The organism is Mycobacterium spongiae (assembly GCF_018278905.1).
Lineage (GTDB): Bacteria > Actinomycetota > Actinomycetes > Mycobacteriales > Mycobacteriaceae > Mycobacterium > Mycobacterium spongiae.
Window position 1 is genome coordinate 2,367,879 of the sequence record NZ_CP046600.1, and the last position, 24,974, is coordinate 2,392,852.

Annotated in this window: 10 protein-coding genes and 1 riboswitch; of the genes, 6 read left to right on the forward strand and 4 right to left on the reverse strand. The window is 64.6% G+C overall.

Going from position 1 to position 24,974, the window contains the following annotated elements; translation table 11 throughout:
• Positions 1-96 precede the first annotated feature (96 nt).
• The 3 genes from pks2 (F6B93_RS09720) to pks2 (F6B93_RS09730) form a co-directional block, all read right to left on the reverse strand.
• Positions 97-6,426 carry a sulfolipid-1 biosynthesis phthioceranic/hydroxyphthioceranic acid synthase gene (gene pks2, locus F6B93_RS09720; RefSeq protein WP_211698909.1) on the reverse strand — a complete coding sequence of 2,110 codons (6,330 nt, stop codon included), beginning with the start codon at positions 6,424-6,426 and terminating at the stop codon, positions 97-99.
• A 621-nt stretch (positions 6,427-7,047) separates the two neighbouring features.
• Positions 7,048-8,484: a condensation domain-containing protein gene (locus F6B93_RS09725; protein WP_281426160.1), complete on the reverse strand. Its 1,437-nt coding sequence runs from the start codon at positions 8,482-8,484 to the stop codon at positions 7,048-7,050.
• A 70-nt stretch (positions 8,485-8,554) separates the two neighbouring features.
• Entirely contained in the window at positions 8,555-14,884 is a 6,330-nt protein-coding gene (pks2, locus tag F6B93_RS09730) for a sulfolipid-1 biosynthesis phthioceranic/hydroxyphthioceranic acid synthase (RefSeq protein WP_211698911.1), read from the reverse strand.
• Between the two features lie 247 nt (positions 14,885-15,131).
• Between pks2 (F6B93_RS09730) and F6B93_RS09735 the strand changes: the two genes are divergently transcribed.
• Both F6B93_RS09735 and F6B93_RS09740 read left to right on the forward strand, forming a co-directional pair.
• On the forward strand, positions 15,132-16,886 hold the full coding sequence (locus F6B93_RS09735; protein ID WP_211699384.1) for an AMP-binding protein: 1,755 nt from the start codon (positions 15,132-15,134) through the stop codon (positions 16,884-16,886).
• Positions 16,887-17,760: 874 nt separating this feature from the next.
• Complete coding sequence (locus tag F6B93_RS09740) at positions 17,761-18,342, forward strand: carboxymuconolactone decarboxylase family protein (protein ID WP_211699385.1); 582 nt, start codon at positions 17,761-17,763, stop codon at positions 18,340-18,342.
• Here F6B93_RS09740 and F6B93_RS09745 read toward each other — a convergent pair.
• Entirely contained in the window at positions 18,327-18,773 is a 447-nt protein-coding gene (locus F6B93_RS09745; protein WP_211698912.1) for a PaaI family thioesterase, read from the reverse strand. The genes F6B93_RS09740 and F6B93_RS09745 overlap by 16 nt on opposite strands.
• A 59-nt stretch (positions 18,774-18,832) precedes the next feature.
• On the opposite strand from F6B93_RS09745, the gene F6B93_RS09750 reads away from it, so the two are divergent.
• From F6B93_RS09750 to ileS, 4 genes are all read left to right on the forward strand, one after another.
• The gene (locus F6B93_RS09750; RefSeq protein ID WP_211698913.1) at positions 18,833-19,969 is read left to right on the forward strand and encodes a nitronate monooxygenase; all 1,137 of its coding nucleotides are present in this window, start codon (positions 18,833-18,835) and stop codon (positions 19,967-19,969) included.
• A gap of 7 nt (positions 19,970-19,976) precedes the next feature.
• Positions 19,977-20,624, forward strand: coding sequence for a TetR/AcrR family transcriptional regulator (locus F6B93_RS09755; RefSeq protein ID WP_211698914.1), 648 nt, complete (start codon positions 19,977-19,979; stop codon positions 20,622-20,624).
• Positions 20,625-20,663: 39 nt separating this feature from the next.
• Positions 20,664-20,832: riboswitch (M-box (ykoK) riboswitch) on the forward strand.
• A gap of 340 nt (positions 20,833-21,172) precedes the next feature.
• Positions 21,173-21,415 carry an Rv1535 family protein gene (locus F6B93_RS09760; RefSeq protein WP_211698915.1) on the forward strand — a complete coding sequence of 81 codons (243 nt, stop codon included), beginning with the start codon at positions 21,173-21,175 and terminating at the stop codon, positions 21,413-21,415.
• 384 nt (positions 21,416-21,799) lie between these two features.
• Positions 21,800-24,964 (forward strand): isoleucine--tRNA ligase, encoded by a 3,165-nt coding sequence (gene ileS / locus F6B93_RS09765; protein ID WP_211698916.1) that lies wholly within the window; start codon positions 21,800-21,802, stop codon positions 24,962-24,964.
• The last annotated feature ends 10 nt before the right edge of the window (positions 24,965-24,974 follow it).

Sequence of the window (24,974 nt, forward strand, 5' to 3'; positions counted from 1 at the left end):
AAGACTCGTGCCTGCTGAACCCCCACCTATGATCAACACGGTCCCTCCTCGATTCCCGCCCCCGCAGTGCAGTCGGCGCTTGTGTCCATTCCTACCTCACGACGGTGCCGCAATGTCGCGGTTTGACGTCAATTTGTCGTAAATGCAGTCCGCCATACCTCGGACGGTTGTGACGTCAGCGGTACTGATGCGTACCCCGGTTTCCGCCTCGATGCGGGCGCGCAGTTCGTGGTTGGCTAGCGAGTCCAGGCCGTACTCGGTCAGTGGACGGTCGGCGTCGATGGTGCGGCGCAGGATGAGGCCGATTTGTTCGGACAGGAGGCGTCGCAGTCGGCCGGGCCACTCCTCTTGGGGGAGCTCGTCGAGCTCGGCGAGGAGTTGGCTGGCCCCCGAACGATGCTGGCCCAGGGATTTGAACATCTCCGCAAACGGACTGCGCTGGGCGAATGCCGTTAGCCAGGGGGATCCGATGATCGGGGCGTAGCCACTGTAGCCGCGGTTGTGGCGTAGCAGTGTCTCGAACGCATAGGCGCCCTCCTCCGAGGTGATCGAATCACCGGCTTGTTCGGCGAAGGTGGTGGCGCGTCCGACCTCGCCCCAGGCACCCCAGGCGATCGAGGTGGCCGGAAGGCCCTGAGCCCGGCGCCACTGCGTGAAAGCGTCCAACCAGCTATTCGCCGCGGCATAAGCACCCTGACCGGGCGAACCCACCAACGCCGCCGCCGAGGAAAACGAACAAAACCAATCCAACGGCTGTCCCACGGTGGCCTGATGCAGCTGCCAGGCACCATGCACCTTGGGCGCCCAGTCACGCTCGATCAGCTCATCGGTGATGTTGGGCAGCATGGCGTCTTCGACGACGGCGGCCGCGTGCAGCACCCCCCGCAACGGCAGCCCGGTCGCCGTGGCCGCGGCCACCAACCTCTCCGCCGTGCCAGCCTGCGCGATATCACCGCACTCGACCACCACATCAGAACCCATCGCACGAACAAGTTCGATGGTTTCCAACGCCTTTTGACTCGGCGCCGAGCGCGAGCTGAGCACAATCCGGCCCGCGCCGGCCCCGTCGTTCGCCGAGGCCATCTTCTCGGCCAAGAACAACCCCAGCCCACCAAGACCACCGGTGATCACATAGGACCCGTCACCACGAAAGACCTGAGCCTGCTCGGGCGGCAACACCACACTGCTGCGCCCGGCATGAGGCACATCGAGGATGAGCTTGCCGGTGTGCTCGGCAGCACCCATCACCCGAATCGCGGTGGCCGCCTCGGCCAACGGGTAATGCGTGGATTCCGGCATCGGCAACACACCCTCAGCGGTCAACCGATACACCGTGCTCAACAACTCACGCACCGCCGCCGGATGACTGGCCGCCATCAACCCAAGATCGACGCCGTAGAACGCGAGGTTGTGCCGGAAGGGGTAGAGCCCCAGCTTGCTGTCGCCGTAGATGTCGCGTTTGCCGATCTCGATGAACCGTCCGCCCAGGGCCAACAGTTTGAGCCCGGCGCGCTGGGCGGCACCGAACACCGAGTTGAGCACGATGTCGACCCCGTAGCCATCGGTGTCCTGGCGGATCTGCTCGGCGAACTGCACACTGCGCGAGTCATAAACATGCTCGATGCCCATCGCGCGCAACATCTCTCGACGCTTCTGGCTACCCGCCGTGGCATAGATCTGAGCGCCCGCCGCACGGGCGATCGCGATCGCGGCCTGTCCCACCCCACCGGTCGCCGAATGGATCAGCACCTTGTCACCGGCCCGGATCCGCGCCAGATCCTGCAGCCCGTACCACGCCGTAGCCGACGCGGTGGTCACCGCGGCAGCCTGAGCCTCGGTCAGCCCCTCCGGCAGCGCCACCGCCATCCGGGCATCACAGGTCACAAACGTTCCCCAGCAACCATTGGGAGACATCCCCCCGACACGATCGCCGACCTCATGCTCGGTCACACCCGCACCGACCGCAGTCACCACACCAGCAAAATCAGTACCCAACTCCGGTTGTTTGCCGTCCGCGGTTTGGTAGAGGCCGAAGGTGACCAGCACATCGGCGAAATTGATGCTGGACGCGCTGACCGCGACCTCGATCTGCCCCGGCCCCGGCGCCACCCGATCAAAGGCGGCGAACTCCAACGTCTGCAGATCACCAGGAGTACGAATCTGCAAACGCATACCGGCCTCGGCATGGTCCACAACGATGGTTTGACGCTCCTCGGGCCGCAGCGGAGCCGGGCACAACCGCGCGGTATACCACTCCTCGCCACGCCAGGCGGTCTCGTCCTCATCGGTCGCCGCCAACAGCTGACGCGCCACCGACTCGGTACCGGTCTGCTCATCAACATCGATGTAACTGACTTTCAAATGCGGATGCTCGGCACCGATCACCCGCAACAACCCCCGCAACCCACCCTGCTCCAGGTTGGCCCGATCATCCGACAACACCGTCGCGGCATTACGGGTCAGCACATACAACCGCGGCTCTCGGGCCGAGATTTCAGGCAGTTCGCGAGCGATCCGCACCACATGCCGGACATACTCAGCACCCTGGGTGGGGGATTCTTCATCCGGGTGTCCGTTGGGTGGGGCGGTGAGCACCACCACCCCGGTGAACCCGCCGGATTCGAGCTGCTCGCGCATCCGCGCGGCCTGGGCCACGTGGTCGGCATGAAACGACCACGACATCGTCGCGCATTGCCCGTCGTGCACCTTGAGCGCGTCGGTCAACTCCGTGGCCACCAGATCGGTGGCATCGCACGTACTGATCAACAACCAGCTACCGGGCTCGGCATGACTGGTCTCGGGCAGCTGGCGCTGTTGCCATTCGATGCTCAACAACCGCTCGCCCAAAACCCGATCGTGTTCGCTGCCTTGCGGGGCACCAGTGCCCAGTTGCAGGCCGCGCACGGCCAACACCACGGTGCCGTGCTCGTCGAGCACGTCGAGGTCGGCTTCGACCTCCGAGCCGCACTCGGTCACCGTCGTGTAGCAGTACTTGGCATGCCGTGCGGGGCCGTAGGCACGTAGCCGACGCACGCCCAACGGCAGCAGCAAACCACCGTGGCCGGCATTGCGCACACTGGGATGCGCCGCCACCGACTGAAAACACGCGTCCAGCAGCGCTGGATGCACGCCATAGACACTCTGCTGGGCCCGGATCGACCCCGGCACGCCAACCTCGGCCAACACCGTGGTGCCGCCAACTTCCTGGGCGGTATGCACCGTCGCCAGACCACTGAACGCCGGACCATACTGAATTCCGTGCAGGTCGAAACCCTGCCGGAGGTCGTCGCCGGCAATCGGGGTGGGGTGCGCCGTCAGCAAAGCGGCGATGTCCTGGGGGGCCGGCGGATCGTCATCCTCGACCGCGTGCAGCACCGCCGAGGCTCGCCGCAGGCGTTGCCCATCCTCATCGGACTCCACCGCGAAGGAGACCAGCCCGGGGACTTCCACTGTCGCGGTGATGCCGACCGGGGTCTGCTCATCGAGCAGCAACAGCTGCTCGAAACGCACATCGCGGACTTCGCCGGCCTCACCCAACACCGTGCCGGCCGCGGCCAAGGCCATCTCGCAGTACGCCGCCCCGGGAAGAGCCGCCGTGCCATGGATTTGATGGTCAGCCAACCAGGGCAGTGCGCCGGTGCCGACCTCTCCGTGCCAAACGTGGCGTTCCGGCTCCTCGGCTAAGGGCACGTGTGCCCCCATCAGCGGGTGCACCGATACCATGGAGGTGCCGTAGGTCCGCGAGTCTTGACTGCCGGGGGTCAGCAGCAGCCGACGCTGAGCCCAGGCTGGCAGCGGCGCGTCCACCAACTGCCCACGGGGATAGAGCACCGAGAAGTCCACCGCCGCCCCCGCGGCATACAGATCACCCAGCAATCCGCGCACCCCATACGGCAGCGGCTGCTCACGCCGCATACCGGCCAACGCCGCCACCGACATATCCAGACTGCGCGCGGTCTGATCAACCGCGTGCATCAGCAGCGGATGCGGCGACAGCTCGGTAAAGACCCGGAACCCGTCCTCGAACGCGGCTTGCACCGCCGCGGCAAAACGCACGGTCTGCCGCAGGTTGTCCACCCAGTAAGAGGCGTCGCAGTACGGCTCCTCGCGTGGGTCAAACGATGTCGCCGAGAAGTAGGGAACCTCTGGTGTCAACGGCGTGATCTCGGCCAGAACCTCGTACAAGTCGTCGAGGATCGGGTCAACCTGCGGAGAATGCGAGGCCACATCAACGGCCACCTCGCGGGCCATCACGTCACGCTCTTCCCACGCGGCAACGAAGTCGCGGACCGTCTGGGTTGCCCCGCCGATCACCGTGGACTGCGGCGACGCGACCACCGCCACTACGACGTCCTCGACGCCGCCCGCGACGAACTCTGTAATCACTTGCTGGGCAGGCAATTCCACTGACGCCATCGCCCCGGAACCGGCAATGCGAGTCATCAGCTTGGAACGGCGGCAGATCACCCGCACCCCGTCTTCGAGCGACAACGCCCCGGCCACCACCGCGGCCGCGGACTCACCCAAGGAATGCCCGATCACCGCACCCGGGGTCACCCCGTAGGACTTCATCGTGGCCGCCAACGCGACCTGCATCGTGAACAGGGTCGGCTGCACCCGGTCAATACCCGTGACAACCTCGGATGCGGTCATCGCCTCGGTCACCGAGAAACCCGACTCCGCGACGATCAGCGGCTCCACGGCAGCCACCGTCGCGGCGAACACCGGCTCGGTAGCCAGCAGGTCGGCACCCATCGCCGCCCATTGCGAACCCTGACCGGAAAACACCCACACCGGCCCCCGATCGTCCTGGCCGACCGCCGGCGGATACGGGGCCTCGCCGTCGGCGACCTCACGCAATGCCGCACACAGTTCTTCGGGGTTGGTGGCAGTGACCGCTGTGCGTACCGGCCGGTGCGTGCGCCGTCGCGCCAGCGTGTAGGCCAGATCCGTGGTCGACAGGTCGGTTCCTTGGGCCTCGACCCAATCAGCCAGCCGCCCAGCGGTGTGGCGCAGTCCGTCCTCTGAGCTCGACGACAACGGGAAAAGCAGCGCGCCCTCGACGGCGGGAGTGCTCGGCGTCTCGTCGGGTGTGCTGGTTTCCGGGGCCTGCGCCGGAGCTTGCTCAACGATGGCGTGGCCATTGGTTCCCGACATGCCGTACGACGACACCGCCGCCCGCCGTGGCGCTGTGTCATCACCGGTGGGCCACGGTGTGATCTCTTGCGGCACAAAGAGTTCGGTATCCACCGCGGCCAGCTCATCAGGGAGCTGAGTGAAGTGCAGATTCTGTGGAACCACCCCGTGCTGCAGCGCCAGGACCGCCTTCATCAGCCCCAGAGCTCCGGCGGCCGACTGGGTATGCCCAAAATTGGCCTTCACCGAGGCGAGCGCGCAGGGCCGGTCGATGCCGTACACCTCGGCCAGGCTGTTGTATTCGATCGGGTCGCCGATCGGGGTCCCGGTGCCGTGTGCCTCCACCATGCCGACGGTGGCCGCATCCACACCCGCCGCGGCCAACGCCGCCCGATAAGCCTCGACCTGAGCTTGCCGTGACGGCGTCGCGATATTGACCGTTCGGCCATCTTGGTTGGAGGCAGTGCCACGGATCACAGCCAGAATCCGGTCACCGTCGCGCTGCGCATCCGCCAACCGCTTCAGCAAGAGAACGACGCAACCCTCGCCCATGACGAACCCATCCGCCGCGACGTCGAACGCATGACAACGGCCGGTCGGAGACCCCATACCCAGTAGCGAGCCGGAGACGAACTTACGCGGATCCAGCGTCAGCGAGACGCCACCTGCTAGCGCGAGCTGGCATTCGCTCTCGTGCAGGCTGCGGCATGCCAGGTGGATGGCGGTCAGGCCAGATGAGCATGCGGTGTCGACCGTCATTGCGGGACCACGCAGCCCCAAGGCGTAGGAAATCCGCCCGGAGGCGAAGCTGTAGTTGTTGCCGGTGAATCCGTACGGCCCATCCAGCGCGTTGGCGTCGGCGGTTTGCAGCGTGTAGTCGCCGTGCGTCATTCCCATGAAGACACCGGTCTGCGAGTCGGCCATCTCGGCCTGGGTGCTACCGGCGTGCTCTATGGCTTCCCAGGAGGTTTCCAGCAACAGGCGGTGCTGCGGATCGATCCCGGTCGCTTCTTGCTCGCTGATTCCGAAGAAATCGGAGTCAAAGCCGGCAATGTCGTCAAGGAACGCGCCCCATTTCGATACCGAGCGGCCGGGTACGCCGGGCTCGGGATCGTAGTATTCATCCGCGTTCCAGCGGTCTTCCGGAACCTCGGTGACCAGATCGTCGCCACGCAGCAACGCCTCCCACAACAGGTCAGGGGAGTCAATGCCCCCCGGCAGCCGGCACGCCATACCGATAACGGCAACCGGAGCAACACGTGTCGTATCCACGGTCCTTCTTCTCTCCATACCCCATGTTTGTTCTTAGCATTGGCTCCGAGCCCTTATGAGCGCTTCGCAGAACATCACCGAAATATGTGGTGACTCGCGAACACACCGCAGCAGCCAGCACGCATACCCCAGCGACCCCCGTCGAAGCCAACCACAAGTTCTTGGCGTGTTCAGAGCCTAGCGGCTCAACTACACACGCGCGGAAAAATCGTGCGTACGTACAAAAAAGTTGTTGAAGCCAGCGTAGGCGATTGCCGGGACGCGCCGACAATTGATCCATCAGTCAATTGCATTTCACCAGGATGTAGGTGGTTTTTCGGCCGCGGGGACAAGGACGCTGGCCACACCGAATACCTGCCGTCCGAGGTTGACTTCCTGGCGCCGCCATCGGCAGACGACGCTTCGGTGCTGGCTTGCGGCGGGTGCGGGAATGGCCTGGCTGGTGGCCGCAGCGCACCAAGACGGAATGATCATCCGGGAAGGGTTCCCGAAGGTAGGCCACTTATCTAATCCGAATCTAATCTGAACGGTCCCGCGAGGCACCGAGAGCCACGGGCGAGGACGCCGTCATCTCCCGGGAAGCGTGCGAATCGATCGGGTGTCCAGCAAACTTTCGACGGGAACCGACCGAGAGCCGGATCAGAGCCGCTGGCGCTGCAGCGCAGCGGCGTTGCGCGGATACGCGATGTCGGCGCCACCATCGATGATGTCGAGGTAAACCGATTTCATCGTCTCCAGGTATAGCGCCACCGATTCGTGGGCGATCGGATTATTCGGAAAAGACGCGGTTATGGTCGTCTCGTTCTGAAACTTGTTGATCCACATGCACACTCGGGCAGCGATCCGGCCGTCGCTGAATACCCGCGCCTTCATTTGGCCTAAATGCATTGAGATCACCGCCGATAATGGAGGCACGCCTGCGTCGAGAAACGACAGCATGGGAAAGCCGCCTCGAGGCGGCGTCTTCGTCAGCCAGGGCGCCAACTCCAGTACGCGCTCAAAGGGGACGGTGGCCAGGTGGGCGCTTTCGTCGAAAGAGGCCTGTGCGCTGCGGGCGGTCTCACCGAACGACGACCCGACCGGGACGGCGAATGGGATGTGGCCGATGAACCAACCTGTGGTCACGAACTCCGCTGGAGTGCTGCGGGTGCTGGTGGGGGTGACAGCGTAATAGGTTTCCGAGCCGGCGAGCTTGTATTCGGTCAGGGCAGCGCACGCGAACACGCCGCCGCTGAACCGGACGCCCGCGCGGGTGCACGCCGCCTCGAATTGGGCGGTCTGCCGCGCGTCCATCAATTGCAGCGACAACAATTCGCCGGTGGCGACCAGCGATGTGTCGCCCAGCGGCAATGGGAACGAGGGAAGGGACCCCCGATTGCATTCGAAGAAATCGAGCCACTGCCGTATCTCTGGCGATTCCAACGTCAATGCTGACGTGTACGAGGACTCGCGCACGCAGTAGTCGGCGTAGCTGGCGACGTTCGGCAGTGGGACGGGGCCAGCACCGTCCATGAGCGCGTCGTACATCGCTTTGATTTCCCAGAACACGGCACCGAGAAACATCGCGTCGACGTGGAGGTGATCAACGCTGATGCAGAGGGTGAAGTGGTCGTCGCGCTGAATAATGGCGAACCTGAAGCAATCCCACTCCAATGGGCCCGGCGTGGCCAAGATGTAGTCTTGCCACTCCTTAGGCGTCATCTGGCCATGCTCAACCGGAATCAACTCGATATCGCCAGCATCGTCGATGGTATGCCGAACGATGTGCCCAGCATCGGTGAACTCAAACCAACTGCGGTATGTGTCGTGTCGGCGAAGGTGCGCGTTGATCACATATGTCATCGCGCGGATATCGCACTGACCACGAATATCGAGGGCAGAGACAACGAGTCGGGACATGTCGAGGCCGCGCGCCCCTTGGTCGCGATAGCCGCGTAGGTGCCGGGCTTGAATGTAGCTCGGTGGCACGCTGCTCACCGGTGCTTGCTGCGCCTTCGTCAGCGATTCAGGTGAGGCGTGCCAAAGCCAGACCAATCCAGGGGCCGGGACCCAGTTGCCCACGGTCTCTAGACCCAAATGGCCCAGGACAACCACTTTCGCTCCTTTGCCTTCGGCGCTGGATCTCAGGGTATTTCATGAAAGCGGCTTACCCTTGCATTGTCGCCCTGGCGTTTTCGGAAGGGGTCATCGATTCGCACAGGTGATCGGCCAGACCTCGCACTGTAGTGATGTCGGTCGAGTGGATGCGTATCCCGGTTTCCGTTTCGATGCGCGTGCGCAATTCGAGATTGCCCAGTGAGTCGAGGCCGTACTGGGATAGCGGCCGGTCGGGATCGACCGGACGCCGCAAGATCAGGCTGACCTGTTCGGCGATCAGACGCCTCAAGCGAGTTGGCCACTCGTCGGTCGGCAGCTCGGATAGTTCGGTACGGAACTTGCCGTGCTGGGATCGGCAAACAGCGGTGGATTGGAACACTTCCGCGAAGGGGCTACGCTGCGCCAGGCTGGTTAACCAGGGCGATCCGGCGACGGGGGAATAGCCGCTGTGGGTCCGGGTATGGCGCAGCAGTGTTTCGAAGGCATAGGCACCCTCGTCGGGGGTGATCATGGCGATATCTCCGCTGTCGGCCAAGCCGGCGCCGCGGCCGATCTCAGCCCACGCCCCCCAGGCGATCGCGGTGGCCGGAAGACCTTGTGCCCGTCGCCAGTAGGTGAAGGCATCCAGCCAGCTGTTGGCCGCGGCATATGCGCCCTGGCCCGGCGAACCCAGCAGCGCCGCCGCCGAGGAGAACGAGCAGAACCAGTCGAGGGGCGCAGATGCGGTGGCCTGGTGCAGATTCCACGCGCCATACACCTTGGGCGTCCAATCTCGCTCGATCAAATCGTCGGTGATGTTGGCCAGCGTGGCGTCTTCGACGACGGCTGCAGCGTGCAGCACACCGCGCAACGGAAGCCCAGTGGCGGTTGCGGCGCTCACCAGCCGCGCGGCGGTGTCCGGGTCCGCGATATCGCCGCACTGCACTACCACGTCCGAACCGGTAGACCTAATGAGCTCGATTGTCTCCATCACCTTTTGGTTCGGAGCCGAACGCGCGTTCAGCACGATGCGGCCAGCTCCGGTCCCGTCGTTGGCCGAGGCCATCTTTTCGGCAAGGAATAATCCGAGGCCGCCCAGACCGCCGGTGATGATGTAGGCGCCGTCGCGGCGGAAGACCGCCGCCTGCTCGGGAGGCATCACGACCTTGCTTGTGCCCGCTTGCGGGACATCGAGGATGAGCTTGCCGGTGTGTTCGGCAGCACTCATCACTCGGATCGCGGTCGCTGCTTCGGCCAGCGAGTGGTGCGTACTCTCGGGTATCGGCAGTGCGCCATCGGCGGTCAGCCGATACACCGTGCTCACCAGCTCGCGGACTTCGTCCGGATGGGTCATCGACATCAGCCACAAGTCGAGTGCGAAAAACGTGAGGTTGCGACGGAACGGAGAGAGCCCGAGCCGAGTGTCGCCGTAGATGTCGCGCTTACCGATCTCGACGAATCGCCCGCCGAAGGTGAGTAGCTCCACTCCAGCGCGCTGGGCGGCACCGGTAAGCGAGTTGAGGACGATGTCGACGCCCACGCCGTCGGTGTCACGGCGAATCTGCTCGGCGAATTCGGCGCTTCGCGAGTCATAGACGTGCTCAATGCCCATGTCAAACAACATCTCTCGGCGTTTCGCGCTCCCAGCGGTGGCGAAGACTTCAGCTCCCGCCCTGCGAGCGATGGCGATCGCCGCCTGGCCCACCCCACCGGTTCCTGAGTGGATCAACACCTTGTCACCGGCTTTGATCCGAGCCAGGTGGTGCAGTCCGTACCAGGCGGTAGCCGTTGCAGTAGTCACTGCTGCTGCCTGCGCATCGGTGAGGCCGGCTGGAATCTTGGCAGCGAGGTCCGCCTCGCAGATGACAAACGTTGCCCAGCAGTTGTTGCCGGACAGGCCACCGACACGGTCGCCGACCTTGAGTTCGGTGACATCGGGGGCGACCGCGGTCACCACACCGGCGAAATCGGTACCCAGCCCGGGTGCCGGTCCGAAGCTGCGATAGCTGCCGAACACGCCGAGCACGTCAGCGAAGTTGATACTCGACGCGGTGACTGCAACCTCGATTTGCCCTGGTCCGGGCGGAACCCGTTTGAATGCAACGGATTCCAGTGTTTGAAGGTCACCGCGAGCGCGAATCTGCAAGCGCATCCCGTCGCAATCATGTGTGACGACTGCGGTGGGTCGTTCTTCGGGTCTCAGCGGGGCTGGGCGCAAGCGTGCCGCATACCACTCATCGTTGCGCCAGGCCGTCTCATCTTCGCTTGACCGGCTCAGGAGTTGCTGCGTCAGCTGGTCGGCCTTGGTCACCGCGTCGATGTCGACGTGGCTGGTCCGCAGGTGTGGATGTTCGGCGCCGATCACGCGCAACAGACCACGCAACCCGGCCTGCTCGAGATTGAGGCGGTCGTCGGGCAGTACTGGCTGAGCATCTCTGGTTACCACGTACAGGCGCGGCGTGCTGCCTGGGACATCGGTCAGCTCGCGGGTGATGCGCACCAGATGCTGCACGCAATCGCTGGTCAAAATGCCGGGGCGCGCGGCCTCGGCGTCTGGGGTCTTCGGCCCGATCATGACGACCACGCCTGCCCACGGGCGGGCATCGAGCTGGCTACGAAACCGGTTGCCGTGGCCGTCGGAACGAGCCGCATGGTCGCCGGGCGAAGGCCAGCGCGTGGTGACGCATTCCGCACCATGTCGTGTCAACGCATCGGCCAATTCCGTCGCCAGCGGCTCCTCGCGGTCGACGAGGAGCAGCCAGGGGCCGGCTGCTTGCGCGTCCGGGTCCGGATCCGGTAGTTCTCGGCGTTGCCAGTCGATAGTCAACAGTCGGTCGCCCAGCAGGCGATCTTGGTCGGCTCTCTCGGAACGGCCCGTGCCCATCAGCAAGCCGCGGACGATCAGCACCACGGTTCCGTTCTCGTCGGTGACATCGATGTCGGCCTCGACGTTCGTGCCGCAGGCCGTCACCGTGGTCCGGCAGTAGCGCGCATTGCGAGTGGGCGCGTAGGTGCGCAATTGGCGCACACCCAAGGGGAGCAACAAGCCGCCGTAGGCCACGCCGCCCACCTCGTGGACGGCCGGGTGAGCTGCTACCGACTGGAAACACGCGTCCAGCAGCGCTGGGTGTACGTGGTAGCCGGTTTGGTGGGCTCGGATCGCACCTGGCAACGCGACCTCCGCCAGCACGGCGTCGATTGCTCCTTCCGGTGTGTAGGCTGCGGCCAGGCCGGTGAACGCCGAACCGAACTGAACACCGCGCGCATCGAACCACTCTCGAAGTTCGTTGCCGTCGAGGCGATATCCATGGGCCGTCAGAAGTGCGTCGATATCATGCGCGGGAGGGTGGTCGGTGTCGTCGCATGCGCATAGCTCCGCGGTGGCCCGTCGTACCTTTTCGCCGTGCTGCAGGGTCTCCACGTCGAAAGTGGCGAGACCAGCAGCCCGCACCGAAGCGACGGCTCCGACGGGAGTTTCGTCGTCCAGCAACAGCATCTGCTCGAAGCGGATGTTGCGGACTTCGGATTGCTCGCCGAATACGGTGCGGGCGGCGGCCAGCGCCATCTCGCAATAAGCGGCCCCCGGCAGCGCGGCTACCGCGTGAATCCGATGGTCAGCCAACCACGGCTGGGTGGCGGTGCCGACATCGGTCTTCCACGCGTGCCGCTCCGGATCTTCCATAAGCTGCACGTGTGAGCCCAATAGTGGGTGCACCGCAACGGTATTGGCGGCCGTGTGGTGACTGACGCCGTGAGATTCCAGCATTAGGCGGCGGTTTGACCAAACCGGCAGCGGCGCGTCGACCAGGTGTCCGCCGGGATACAGCGCCGAGAAGTCGATCGCGGCACCCGCGCAGTGCACCTCGGCCACCAGCCCGCGCAAACCGTATGGCAACCGTTGCTCGCGCCGCATTCCAGCCAGCGCCGCGACTGGGATGTCGAGGCTCGCCCCGGTCTGCATGACGGCGCGGGTCAGCAGGGGATGGGGAGACAGCTCGCCCAGCACCCGAAAGCCGTCTTCAAGCGCCGCGCGCACCGCGGCGGAGAACCGCACCGCGTGGCGGAGGTTGTCAACCCAATACCGGGCGTCGCAGACAAGCCGTTCGCGCGGGTCGAACGAGGTCGCCGAGTAGTAGGGAACTTGCGGTGTCATCGGGGTGATGTCGGCTAGCACCTGGGACAATTCATCGAGAATCGGCTCGACCTGCGGGGTGTGCGATGCCACCTCCACAGCGACCTCGCGGGCCATCACCTCACGTTGCTCCCATGCCGAGACGAGGTCGCGCACGGTCCGGGTCGCCCCACCGATCACGGTGGACTGCGGAGAGGCCACGACGGCAATCACGACATCTTTGACCCCGCGGCTCGCCAGCTCCTCGCGCACTTGCTGGGCCGGTAGTTCCACCGCGGCCATTGCGCCGATACCTGCGATCCGGGTGCATAGGCGGGAGCGGCGACAGATGACGCGCGCACCGTCTTCTGGCGACAGCGCGCCCGCCACGACGGCCGCCGCCACTTCGCCCAGTGAATGGCCGACGACCGCGCCCGGCGTAACGCCGTAGGACTTCATGGTGGCCGCCAACGCGACCTGCATCGCGAACAGTGTGGGCTGGATTCGGTCGATCCCGATTACGGTCTGCGGTGCTGTCATCGCCTCCGTGACCGAGAAACCGGATTCTTTCGCGATCGCGGGCTCGATGCCGGCAACGGTCGCGGCAAATACGGGCTCCGTGGCCAGCAAGTCCGCCCCCATGCCCGCCCACTGGGAGCCCTGTCCGGAGAAGATCCACACTGGTCCGCGATCATTCCGGTCGACTGCGGCCGGGAATGGCGTGTCACCGTCGGCAACGTCGCGTAGCCGCTGGATCAACTCCGTGCGGCCCGTCGCAATCACCGCGCTGCGCACCGGTCGGTGCCCGCGGCGGCGTGCCAGCGTGTAGGCCAGATCCGACAGTTGCACGGGGTCGCTGCCGGCGGGCTTGTCGACCCAGTCGGCTAGCCGGCCCGCGGTCTGGCGCAACGCCTCGGCCGAGGTAGCAGACAGCACGAACAGCTGGGGGCCGGCCGTCCGATGCGGGGCGGCCCCGTTGGGTGTGGTTGCGGGTTCCGGGGCCTGTTCGAGAACGGCGTGCACATTGCTTCCCGACATGCCGTACGACGACACCGCGGCACGGCGCAGCTCTCGACCGTCCCTCGGCCACGATGTAATCTGCTGCGGCACAAAGAGTCCGGTCTCGATCGCAGCGAGTTCATCGGGCAGCCGGGTGAAGTGCACCATTGGCGGCACCACCCCGTGCTGCAACGACAAGACCGCTTTGATGAGCCCCACCGCCCCGGCTGCGGCTTCGGTGTGCCCGAGATTGCTCTTGGCCGACCCGAGTGCGCATCGTTTCCCGCCTGCGCCGTAGACCTGTGCCAGGCTTCCGAATTCGTTGGGGTCGCCAACCGGGGTACCGGTGCCGTGCGCCTCGACCATGCCGACGGTGTCGGGGTCCACTCCGGCGGCCGCCAATGCCGCCCGGTAGGCGGCAACCTGTGCATCCAGGGATGGGGCGGTAATGGTTTCGGTGCGACCGTCTTGATTTGTTGCGGTGCCCCGCAACACGGCAAGTATCCGGTCGCCATCCGCGAGTGCGTCGGAGAGCCTCTTGAGAACGACGATGGCGCAGCCCTCGGACCGTACGAAGCCGTCGGCGCCGGCGTCGAATGGACGGCAGCGTCCGGTCGGGGAGAGCATGCCCAGCCCGGATGCGGACGCGAACATCTGCGGTTCCAGCATGACCATGCACCCGCCGGCCAAGGCCAGGTTGCTTTCTCGCTCATGCAGGCTGCGGCATGCCAGGTGCACGGCTAGCAGACTCGACGAGCATGCCGTGTCCACCGTGATGGACGGACCGCGCAGCCCCAGGGCATACGACACTCGCCCGGAAGCCATGCTGAAAGCGGTGCCGGTGAACCCGTAGGCGTCGCCCAGAGCGCCGGCCGCGTTGGTGACATGGGCGTAGTCGTCGTGGCACATACCCACGAAGGCGCCGGTCAGTGAGTTGGCCAGGGATTGTGGCGCCAGACCGGCGTGCTCCGCGGCCTCCCACGCGGTCTGCAATAGCAAACGGTGCTGTGGATCGATCGCGGTTGCTTCCCGCTCGCTGATGCCGAAGAACTCGGGATCAAACCCGGACACGTCGTCCAGGAAGCCACCCCACCGCGACACCGACCGACCGGGCACACCCGAGTCGGGGTCGTAGTACTCGTCGGCATCCCACCGGTCGGGGGGAATGTCCGTGATCAGGTCTTTGCCGGCTAGCAATGCCTCCCAGAGCCGCTCGGGGGAGTCAATGCCTGTGGGAAGGTGGCACGCCATGCCGACGACGGCGACCGGAGTGACACGTGGTTGATCCACCGTCGTCCGCCTCTCTTTCGGTGCTTGAGGGGAGACTTTGCGAACGCCGCGGGGCAATCGCGTCCAGAATCCCTTCCAGCACTAACTCACGACGTCATCCTTCCTGTTCAGGACCGTCCGGCCGGGGAGCAACGCGCCGATGTGTTGCCGTTGATTTTCTCCGTTCGAGCTGGCGCCCGTGACCGTGATCTTGCCTGGCTGGTCAACGGGAGCCGCGCCGGCGGCCAAACAGGTAGTGTTGCTGGACGTGGCCGGCTCTTCCATTCCCACTGTGCTGCGCGAGCGCGCCAGCCTGAATCCCAACGATGCGGCTATGAGCTACATCGACTACGAGCAAGATTGGGACGGCGTTGTCGAGACCCTGACGTGGTCGCAGTTGTACCGGCGGACGCTCAACGTCGCCGCGCAGCTCAGTGCCGTCGGGTCCACCGGTGATCGGGCAGTGATACTCGCACCACAGGGACTTGAATACATCGTCGGATTTCTCGGCGCGTTGCAGGCCGGACGTATCGCGGTTCCGCTGTCGGTTCCCTCTGGTGGCGCGCACGACGAGCGGACGATTTCGGTGCTCACCGACACTTCGCCGGCCGTCGTGATGACGACGTCGTCCGTTGTCGACAATGTCATTGAGTATGCGCATCCGCAGCCGGGAAAAGCCGCACCAGCAATCATGGAACTGGATTTGCTGGACTTAGATTCTCGGCAGCGATCCCGGGGCCCGGGCACTCGCTCCACGGCCAGCGAGCAGCCGGAAACGCAGTACTTGCAGTACACGTCGGGATCCACCCGTACGCCGGCCGGGGTCGCGGTCTCGAGCCCCAATGTCTTCGCCAATTTTGCGCAGATCATCTCCGACTTGTTTGCGCCCCAGGGGGGAGTCGTCCCACCGGACCTCACGGTGGTGTCCTGGCTGCCGCTCTACCACGACATGGGTCTATTGATGGGGATGATCATGCCGATTCTGGCGGGCATCCCCACCGTGCTCACGAGCCCGGCGGGATTCCTGGCGCGGCCGGCCCGATGGATGCAATTGTTGGCACGCAACGGTTGCACACTTTCGGCAGGCCCGAACTTCGCTTTCGAAGTGGCGGTGCGTAAGACGGCAGACGACGACATGGCCGGGCTTGATCTCGGGGGGGTGCACAGCATCCTCAACGGAAGTGAGCGGGTGCAGGCCGCCACTGTCAAACGATTCATTGACCGGTTCGCCCCCTTTAACTTTCCCCCGGATGCGATGCGCCCCGCCTATGGCATGGCAGAAGCGACGGTGTACATAGCGCTTCGGAGTACCGGTGAGCCACCCAAAATCGGTTACTTCGACGCGGAGAAGCTCACTGCCGGGCAGGCGAGCCCGTGCACAGACGGCAGCGGCACGCCGCTGGTCAGCTACGGCGAACCGACGTCACAGCTGGTGCGCATCGTCGATCCCGAGACGAACGCCGAGTGCCCTGGTGGAACGGTCGGCGAGATCTGGGTGCAGGGAGACCACGTCGCGTCTGGATATTGGCAGAAATCTGAAGAGACCAAGCGCACGTTCGGCGCAAAGATTGTCAACCCGTTGGCGGGTACACCCGAAGGTCCATGGCTGCGAACCGGAGACTCGGGATTCTTCCACGAGGGCGAGCTGTTCATCATCGGCCGCCTGAAGGACCTGTTGATCATCTATGGGCGCAACCACTCTCCGGACGACATCGAGTCGACCATCCAGGAGATCACCGGAGGACGCTGCGCGGCAATCGGGGTCCCGGATGCTGGCGCTGAGAAGCTCGTCGCGATAGTCGAGGTCAAGAAACGGGGCGACTCCGACGAGCAGGTGCTCGATAGGCTGCGGGAAATCAAGCGTGACGTCAACGCGGCGATCTATGAATCGCACGGGCTGAGCGCGGCCGATCTCGTTCTGGTATCACCGGGATCGATTCCGATCACCACCAGCGGCAAGATCCGACGTGCGCAGTGTGTCGAGCTGTACCGACAACGCGAGTTCACGCGGTTGGACGCCTAGCAGCACGCGGCTCACGAGGTGGGCGCCCACCAATCTTCGACGCTACCGACCACAACAATCGAAGTGTCGTCGAACGCGGATTCAACATCACATAACAATGGCGCGGGTTAGCCACCCGACACTGAGGAGACACGCCCTAGGTGGTTGTGGCCTTGATGAGGTCGCCGCCCACCGCCATGGTGCTGGGCTGGTGGGCGTCGACATGCGTCTTACCGGATAGGCGAGCGTAGCCGTGAATCCTCTGAATCCGGATCGCTCTGCACGCTGGCGCCGTCGTACCGGACGTGGGTTCGCGAGTTCTCCGCTGGTGACTGTGCGACCGCGGTTCCGGCGCCTAGAACGCCGAGGCTGGCAATGGCGGCGCCGACAGTGACAAGTTTCCAGGCTGATGGTCTTTTCACGGTTGCTCCTGTCGTGTGCGAGAGGGCGTATTCCGCTCTCGTGTTCAGGTTGCCCAGGCAACGTGAAACCTCAAGGAGCCGAAGATGAGCGGCCTCTCACTTTTCTGGCTTAGGGGACACGTCCTAGGATCGGGCGGTCGCACATCATCTCAGCCGGCTGGGCTACCGGCTGGGCAACCCGCGCAGCGTCGCCATTTGCTACCCGAAGAAGCCTGACTGGCCGTCCCCGGCACCGGGGGCTAGGCGTTGAGCGAAGGTTGGGCAAAGCTGCGCGTTCCGTTTGTTCTACGAGTACACGTCGCTGGTGCGTTCCGAGCCACCCGGGACGTACCCGGGGACCCACCCGTGCGGCAGGGCCGCAAGGCTGCTTTGCCGCCGCGTCCGCCGAAGCGGCGGAGATGTGCTGACTACCATGGCGGTGACCGCGACGGTGTCCCGCCCACCCATGGAGTGCTCACACCATGACCCCACCGATGAATCCGGCCCGAGTGCCCTTATTGCCGATAGGCGAAGCCAAGGCGGCCGCCGACGAAGCGGGCGTACCTGACTACATGGCAGAGCTCAGCATCTTTCAGGCGCTGTTGAACCATCCTCGGCTAGCGCGTGTCTTCAACGACCTGCTCGCGAGCATGCTGTGGCATGGTGCCCTCGATCCGAGGCTGCGCGAGTTGGTGATCATGCGGATCGGTTGGCTTACTGCCTGCGACTACGAATGGACCCAGCACTGGCGTGTGGCGTCAGGACTCGGGGTGGCGGCCGACGATCTGCTCGGCGTGCGGGATTGGCGGGCGTACGACGGGTTCGGTCCCACCGAGCGGGCCGTGCTGGCGGCCACCGACGACGTGGTGCGTGACGGATCGGTGAGTGCCGAGAGCTGGGCCGCCTGTGAGCGCGAGCTGCAGAGCGATAGCACCGTCCTCATCGAGCTCGTCACCGCGATAGGCGCGTGGCGGATGGTTGCTTCGCTGCTCCACAGCCTCCAAGTTCCGTTGGAAGAGGGTGTGTCGAGTTGGCCGCCCGACGGTAGATCGCCCGGATCTCAGACGATCCGGTAAGTCTGAACCGCGTGGGCAACGACGTTGCCGCCAGGATCGGTCGCGGTGATTTCGGTGAACGTCAGCTCTTTGCGCCGTCGCGCGGTGCGCGCATGGCACAGCAGGTCGCAGCGCTTGGCGGCACCGGTGTACTGGATGCTCATTGCCACCGTCGAGGCGCGCATGCCCTTGCCGAAGTCATGGTTTGACCAGGCGGCCGCGGCTCCGGCCGTGTCCATGACCGATGCGATCACCCCACCGTGAAAGTAGATGCCGTCGTTGGTGAGGTCGTCTCGGAACGGCAGCCGGAGTGTGACGTCGTCGGGCTCGTAGCGTTCGAACACGATCCCAAGCCCGCCGATGTACGGCGTCTTTTGCATCAGGTCGCGCACTGCCTGGCGCCGCTCGTGTTGCTGCTGAGCGGACAAGGAGGCGGTCGATGGCTCAGACATGGCAGGTAGACTACCGTATTCGATTGACATATCAATCAATAGCTCATAGCGTCATCACAATGCGAACCAGAGTCGCTGAGATGCTTGGCGTTGAGTTCCCTATCTGCGCTTTCAGTCATTGCCGCGACGTTGTGGCCGCTGTCTCCAACGCAGGCGGATTCGGCATCCTGGGCGCGGTCGCGCACGGCCCCAAGCGCCTGGAGAACGAGCTGACCTGGATCGAAGAGCAGACGGGCGGCAAGCCTTATGGGGTCGACCTGCTGTTGCCCCCCAAGTACGTCGGCGCCGAGCAGGGGGGGATCGACGCACGCCAGGTCGCCGAATTGCTGCCCGAAGATCACCGCGCATTCGTCGACGACATCTTGGTCCGCTACGGGATCGCCCAACCTGCCGAGGGGCAGTCACCGTCTATGCCGGGATCCGGGGGCGGGCTCAATGTCTCCCCGAAGGGTTATGAGCCGCTGCTCGATGTGGCCTTCGCTCACGACATCCGGCTCATTGCCAGCGCACTCGGGCCGCCTCCGCCCGACCTTGTGGAACGAGCGCACGGTCACGATGTGCTGGTCGCTGCCCTGGCCGGCACCACCCATCACGCACGCCGGCACGCGGCCGCGGGCGTCGACCTGATCGTCGCCCAGGGCACGGAGGCCGGGGGTCATACCGGCGAAGTCGCCACCATGGTTCTGGTTCCCGAAGTCGTCGACGCGGTCGCGCCGACGCCCGTTTTGGCCGCGGGTGGGATCGCTCGCGGCCGCCAGATCGCTGCGGCCCTGGCCTTGGGTGCCGAAGGCGTGTGGTGCGGCTCCGTGTGGCTGACCACCGAGGAAGCCGAGACGCCCCCAGTGGTCAAGGACAAGTTCCTGGCCGCCAGCTCCTCGGATACGGTGCGGTCCCGGTCTATGACTGGCAAACCGGCACGGATGCTCCATACGGCCTGGACCGACGAGTGGGACCGACCGGATAGCCCAGAGCCCCTTGGCATGCCGCTGCAAACGGCCCTGATCGCTGAGCCGCAAGTACGGATCAACCAGGCCGCCAGTCATCCGGGCGCGAAGGCTGGTGAGCTGGCCACCTACTTCGTCGGCCAAGTGGTCGGTTCGCTCGACCGGGTTCGGCCAACGCGCTCGGTCGTGCTTGACATGGTCGAGGAATTCATCGACACCATCGGGCAACTCGAGGCCCTCGTTGAGAGGTGACGCCAAGGTGAGCACCACCCGGCGGCGCCGGGCGGTCAGCGACGACGAGAAGTCACAACGGCGCGACGAGATCATGGCCGCGGCCAAAGAGGTCTTCGCTCGCAAGGGTCTGCACGCCACGACCATCGCCGACATCGCTAAACAAGCCGGTCTCGCGTACGGCCTGGTCTACTGGTATTTCGACTCAAAGGACGATCTGTTCCACGCTTTGATGGCGGTCGAAGAGACTGCGCTGCGCACCCACGTCGCGGCAACACTGGCCGCTGTCGATGGCGTCGAAAAGACCGGGGGAGAAGCGGCGTTCCGGGCAGCGGTGCGGGCGACATTCGAGTTCTTCGAAGCTGATAGGGCTGCCGTCAAGCTGTTGTTCCGCGACGCCTCTGGGCTCGGTGATCGTTTCGAACGGCACTTGGGTGGGATATACGAGCGTTTCATCGACGATATCGAGATTTTCGTCGTCGCCGCGCAGGACCGTGGGGAGGTGGTGGCCGCTCCGCCCCGAATGGTCGCATACACCCTGGCGGCGCTGGTGGGTCAGCTGGCACAACGGCGGCTGAGCACCGATGACGACGTCACGGCTGCTCAAGTCGCCGACTTCGTCGTGGCATTGGTTCTTGACGGGCTGCGCCCGCGCCCGGTGCCGACACGCGACTAGATCACATTGACCCAGCCGTCCCGGTCATGCATGATCGGGAAGGCACCTCGTTAGGTGAGGCGGCCACACGAACATAGGCCACTGACCCCGAACGTCGAAAGACGCCCCGGGTCAGGACAGCTCCTCCCGGCTTAAGGGTTGAGCCCAGGTGGCTTCCGGTTACCGGACACGTCGTGTGGTGCCAAAGCTCTGACGAGTGGGGTGCAGATTTCCGACAGTCGTCGGTGCTTCTGTACTCCTTTGTTGCGCATGGATCGTGCGGTATCCGCACGCGTCGCGAGCTAGAGGAGGTGAGGGACACATGAGTTCCAGTGATAGTCCGGACCGATATCCGGGCTTTGTTTCGTCCCGATCCGTCCTCCGGCGCGATGCTCTCGGCTGAGGCGTCAAACCCAGATGGCGTTCCTGAATCGGAACGGTGACGGGACGAGACCAAGTCATGTTCAGGTCAGTCCGTTAGTGCTCGTTTGATTTTCGTCCTCGATCGTTGAAGTTCACCCACATTTCTTGAACTCCATCCACGTTCTTGAATTCCAGTAGGAGGCGTCATGACCGCCGTTCTGTTTGAGGAAGTTGAAGTAGCAGCTGTGGCGCCCGCCCCCAAGCTGCAGCTAGTGCGCGATGGGTCCCCGGCCCCGGCGCCCAAGAAGGTTGCACGCCGGGCAGATGCCCAGCCGTTCGGCGGTGGCGGCGACCCGCTGGTCGATGGGGCAGCTCGTTTGCTGAGCATTCCCCTGCGGCACCTTTACGCTGCGCTGTGGCGTGCCGGTCTGATCGATGTCCAGGCGTAGTCGATGGATTGCGAGCAATCGTGGCTCCAAGGGACTACCCGACTGCAGGGATGTCCTGTGGCCCGGTAGTCCCTTGGAGCCAACTAGGGCCGCGATGCGGATTTGCGGCGCTTCAGTAGAATCGGCACAACGGCATCGATCCGGCTATCACCGGGGAGTCTTCGGAAGAACGGTCAGTCTGGCCCAGTAGAACCGAACGGGTTGGCCCGTGACAGCCATAGTTGAGCGGTCGCGCGTGAGCGTGGCAAGCGGGGTGGTACCGCGCCGTCTTCGCACCAGCGAAGCGTCGTCCCCGGGGCCTGAATCACAGGCACGCAGCGCCGAGAGGGCACACGCGCAATGTGTCCATACCGGCTACCGGGGCACAGGGAGACGACGCGCACAGTGACCAACACCGCATATCCGAAGCCTGCCGGCGGGCCGCCCGATTTTCCAGCCCTCGAACTCGACGTGCTCGACTACTGGACCCGCGACGACACCTTCCGCGCCAGTATCGCGCGTCGCGATGGCGCCCCCGAGTTCGTGTTCTACGACGGGCCCCCCTTCGCCAACGGCCTGCCGCACTATGGACATTTGCTCACGGGCTACGTCAAGGACATCGTTCCGCGTTACCGCACCATGCGCGGCTACAAGGTGGAGCGCCGCTTCGGCTGGGATACGCACGGGCTTCCCGCGGAGTTGGAAGTCGAGCGGCAGCTAGGTATCACGGACAAATCCCAGATCGACGGCATGGGGATCGCGGCGTTCAATGACGCCTGCCGAGCATCCGTGTTGCGGTATACCGACGAATGGCAGGCGTATGTGACCCGGCAGGCGCGCTGGGTCGACTTCGACAACGATTACAAGACGCTGGACTTGCCGTATATGGAGTCGGTGATCTGGGCGTTCAAACAGCTGTGGGACAAAGGTCTGGCGTACGAGGGCTACCGGGTGTTGCCCTACTGTTGGCGCGATGAAACACCTTTGTCCAACCACGAACTGCGGATGGATGACGACATCTACCAAAGCCGGCAAGATCCCGCGATTACCGTCGGCTTCAAGATCGCAGACGGCGACCCAGGCAACGAGCTAGCCGGTGCCTATCTGCTGGTGTGGACGACGACGCCGTGGACCTTACCGTCGAACCTGGCGGTTGCCGTTCATCCGGACGCGACCTATGTCCAGGTGAAGACCGGTGAACGCCGGTTCGTCGTGGCAGAGGCGCGGTTAGGTGCCTACGCTCGCGAGTTCGGCGAAGCCCCCGATGTGCAGGGCACCTATCGCGGCGCGGATCTGCTTGGGCTCCATTATGTTCCGCCGTTTGCGTACTTCATGGACTCGCCCAACGCTTTTCGGGTACTGGCCGGGGATTTCGTGACCACCGAAGACGGCACCGGGATCGTGCACATGGCACCGGCGTACGGCGAGGACGACATGTCGGTCGCGGAAGCCGCCGGTATTGAGCCGGTCACACCGGTTGACGCCAAGGGCCGGTTCGATGCAACCGTAGGTGATTACCAGGGCGAGCACGTCTTTGACGCCAACCCCACGATCATCCGTGACCTGAAGAATCGGGCCGGTCCGGCCGCGGCGAACGGCGCGGTGCTGGTTCGCCACGACACCTACGAGCACCCTTACCCGCATTGCTGGCGGTGCCGCAACCCGCTGATCTACCGCGCGGTCTCGTCGTGGTTCGTTCGGGTCGCCGAATTTCGAGACCGCATGGTGGAGCTGAACCAGCAGATCACGTGGTATCCCGAACACGTCAAAGACGGCCAGTTCGGTAAGTGGCTGCAAGGTGCCCGCGATTGGTCGATCTCCCGAAACCGATACTGGGGAACTCCGATTCCGGTATGGAAGTCCGACGACCCGGCCTATCCGCGCGTGGACGTCTACGGCAGCCTCGACGAGCTGGAGCGTGACTTCGGCGTGCGACCGACCAATTTGCACCGGCCCTACGTCGACGAGCTCACCCGACCCAATCCGGACGACCCAACCGGCGCCAGTGCGATGCGGCGGATCCCCGATGTGCTCGACGTCTGGTTCGACTCCGGCTCCATGCCGTATGCCCAGGTGCACTACCCATTCGAGAATGCGGATTGGTTCGATGGCGCCGATAGCGGGGACCACGGCGAGCGAATCGATCCGCACTATCCCGGCGACTTCATCGTCGAGTACATCGGGCAGACCCGCGGCTGGTTCTACACCCTGCACGTACTGGCCACCGCGTTGTTTGACCGCCCAGCATTCAAAACCTGTGTGGCGCACGGGATTGTGCTAGGTTCCGACGGCCAAAAGATGAGCAAGTCGCTCCGCAACTACCCGGACGTCGCCGAGGTGTTCGACCGGGACGGCTCCGATGCCATGCGATGGTTCCTCATGGCCTCGCCGATCCTGCGCGGCGGAAACTTGATCGTGACCGAACAAGGCATCCGCGACGGTGTCCGGCAGGTGTTGCTGCCGCTATGGAACGCCTACAGCTTCCTGGCGCTCTATGCACCGAAAGTCGGTACGTGGCGTACCGATTCGGCGCACGTCCTGGACCGCTACATCCTGGCCAAGCTTGCGGCGCTGCGCGATGCGCTCACCGAGGCCATGGATGTCTGCGACATCTCCGGGGCCTGCGAACACCTTCGCCAGTTCACCGAGGCACTGACGAATTGGTATGTGCGACGATCGCGTTCGCGATTCTGGGAAGAAGATGGCGATGCCATCGATACCCTGCATACCGTGCTCGAGGTGACCGCGAGGCTGGCTGCGCCCCTGCTGCCGCTGATCACCGAGATCATCTGGCGCGGTGTCACCGGCGAGCGGTCGGTACATCTGACGGACTGGCCGCACGCCGATGTGCTGGTGGCCGACAATGATCTGGTCGCGGCGATGGATCAGGTGCGCGAAGTGTGCTCGGCGGCGTCGTCGCTGCGCAAGGCCAAGAAGCTGCGGGTACGCCTGCCGCTACCTAAACTTACCGTGGCAGTGGATAATCCGTTGCGGCTGAAACCATTCACCGATCTGATTGCCGATGAGCTCAATGTCAAAGAGGTCGAGTTGACCGACGCGATTGACACATACGGGCGGTTCGAGCTCACCGTCAACGCCCGGGTAGCCGGCCCACGGCTCGGCAAGGATGTGCAGGCCGCCATCAAAGCCGTCAAGTCCGGCGACGGCATCGTGCACCCGGACGGCACCCTGTCGGCGGGTCCGGTGGTGTTGCAGCCCGACGAGTACAGCTCCCGGCTGGTGGCCGCAGACCCCGAGTTCACCGCGGCCCTGCCTGCCGGCGCCGGGCTTGTGGTGCTGGACGGTGCGGTGACCCCCGAACTAGAGGCCGAGGGCTGGGCTAAGGACCGTATCCGCGAACTGCAGGAATTGCGCAAGTCGACCGGGCTGGACGTTTCCGACCGTATCCGGGTGGTGATGTCGGTTCCCACCAAATACGGAGACTGGGCGCGTTCCCACCGTGATCTGATCGCCGGGGAAATCCTGGCCACCAGTTTCGAATTCGGCGAAGCCGACGATGCGGTGGAGATCGGTGAGGGGGTGCGGGTGGCGATCGCCAAATCTGGGTGAATCGAAATTC

Coding starts and splice junctions, on each gene's coding strand:
- pks2 (WP_211698909.1), bottom strand. CDS start 6,426: ATGGAGAGAAGAAGGACCGTGGATACGACACGTGTTGCTCCGGTTGCC.
- F6B93_RS09740 (WP_211699385.1), top strand. CDS start 17,761: ATGAATCCGGCCCGAGTGCCCTTATTGCCGATAGGCGAAGCCAAGGCG.
- F6B93_RS09745 (WP_211698912.1), bottom strand. CDS start 18,773: ATGTCTGAGCCATCGACCGCCTCCTTGTCCGCTCAGCAGCAACACGAG.
- F6B93_RS09750 (WP_211698913.1), top strand. CDS start 18,833: ATGCGAACCAGAGTCGCTGAGATGCTTGGCGTTGAGTTCCCTATCTGC.
- F6B93_RS09760 (WP_211698915.1), top strand. CDS start 21,173: ATGACCGCCGTTCTGTTTGAGGAAGTTGAAGTAGCAGCTGTGGCGCCC.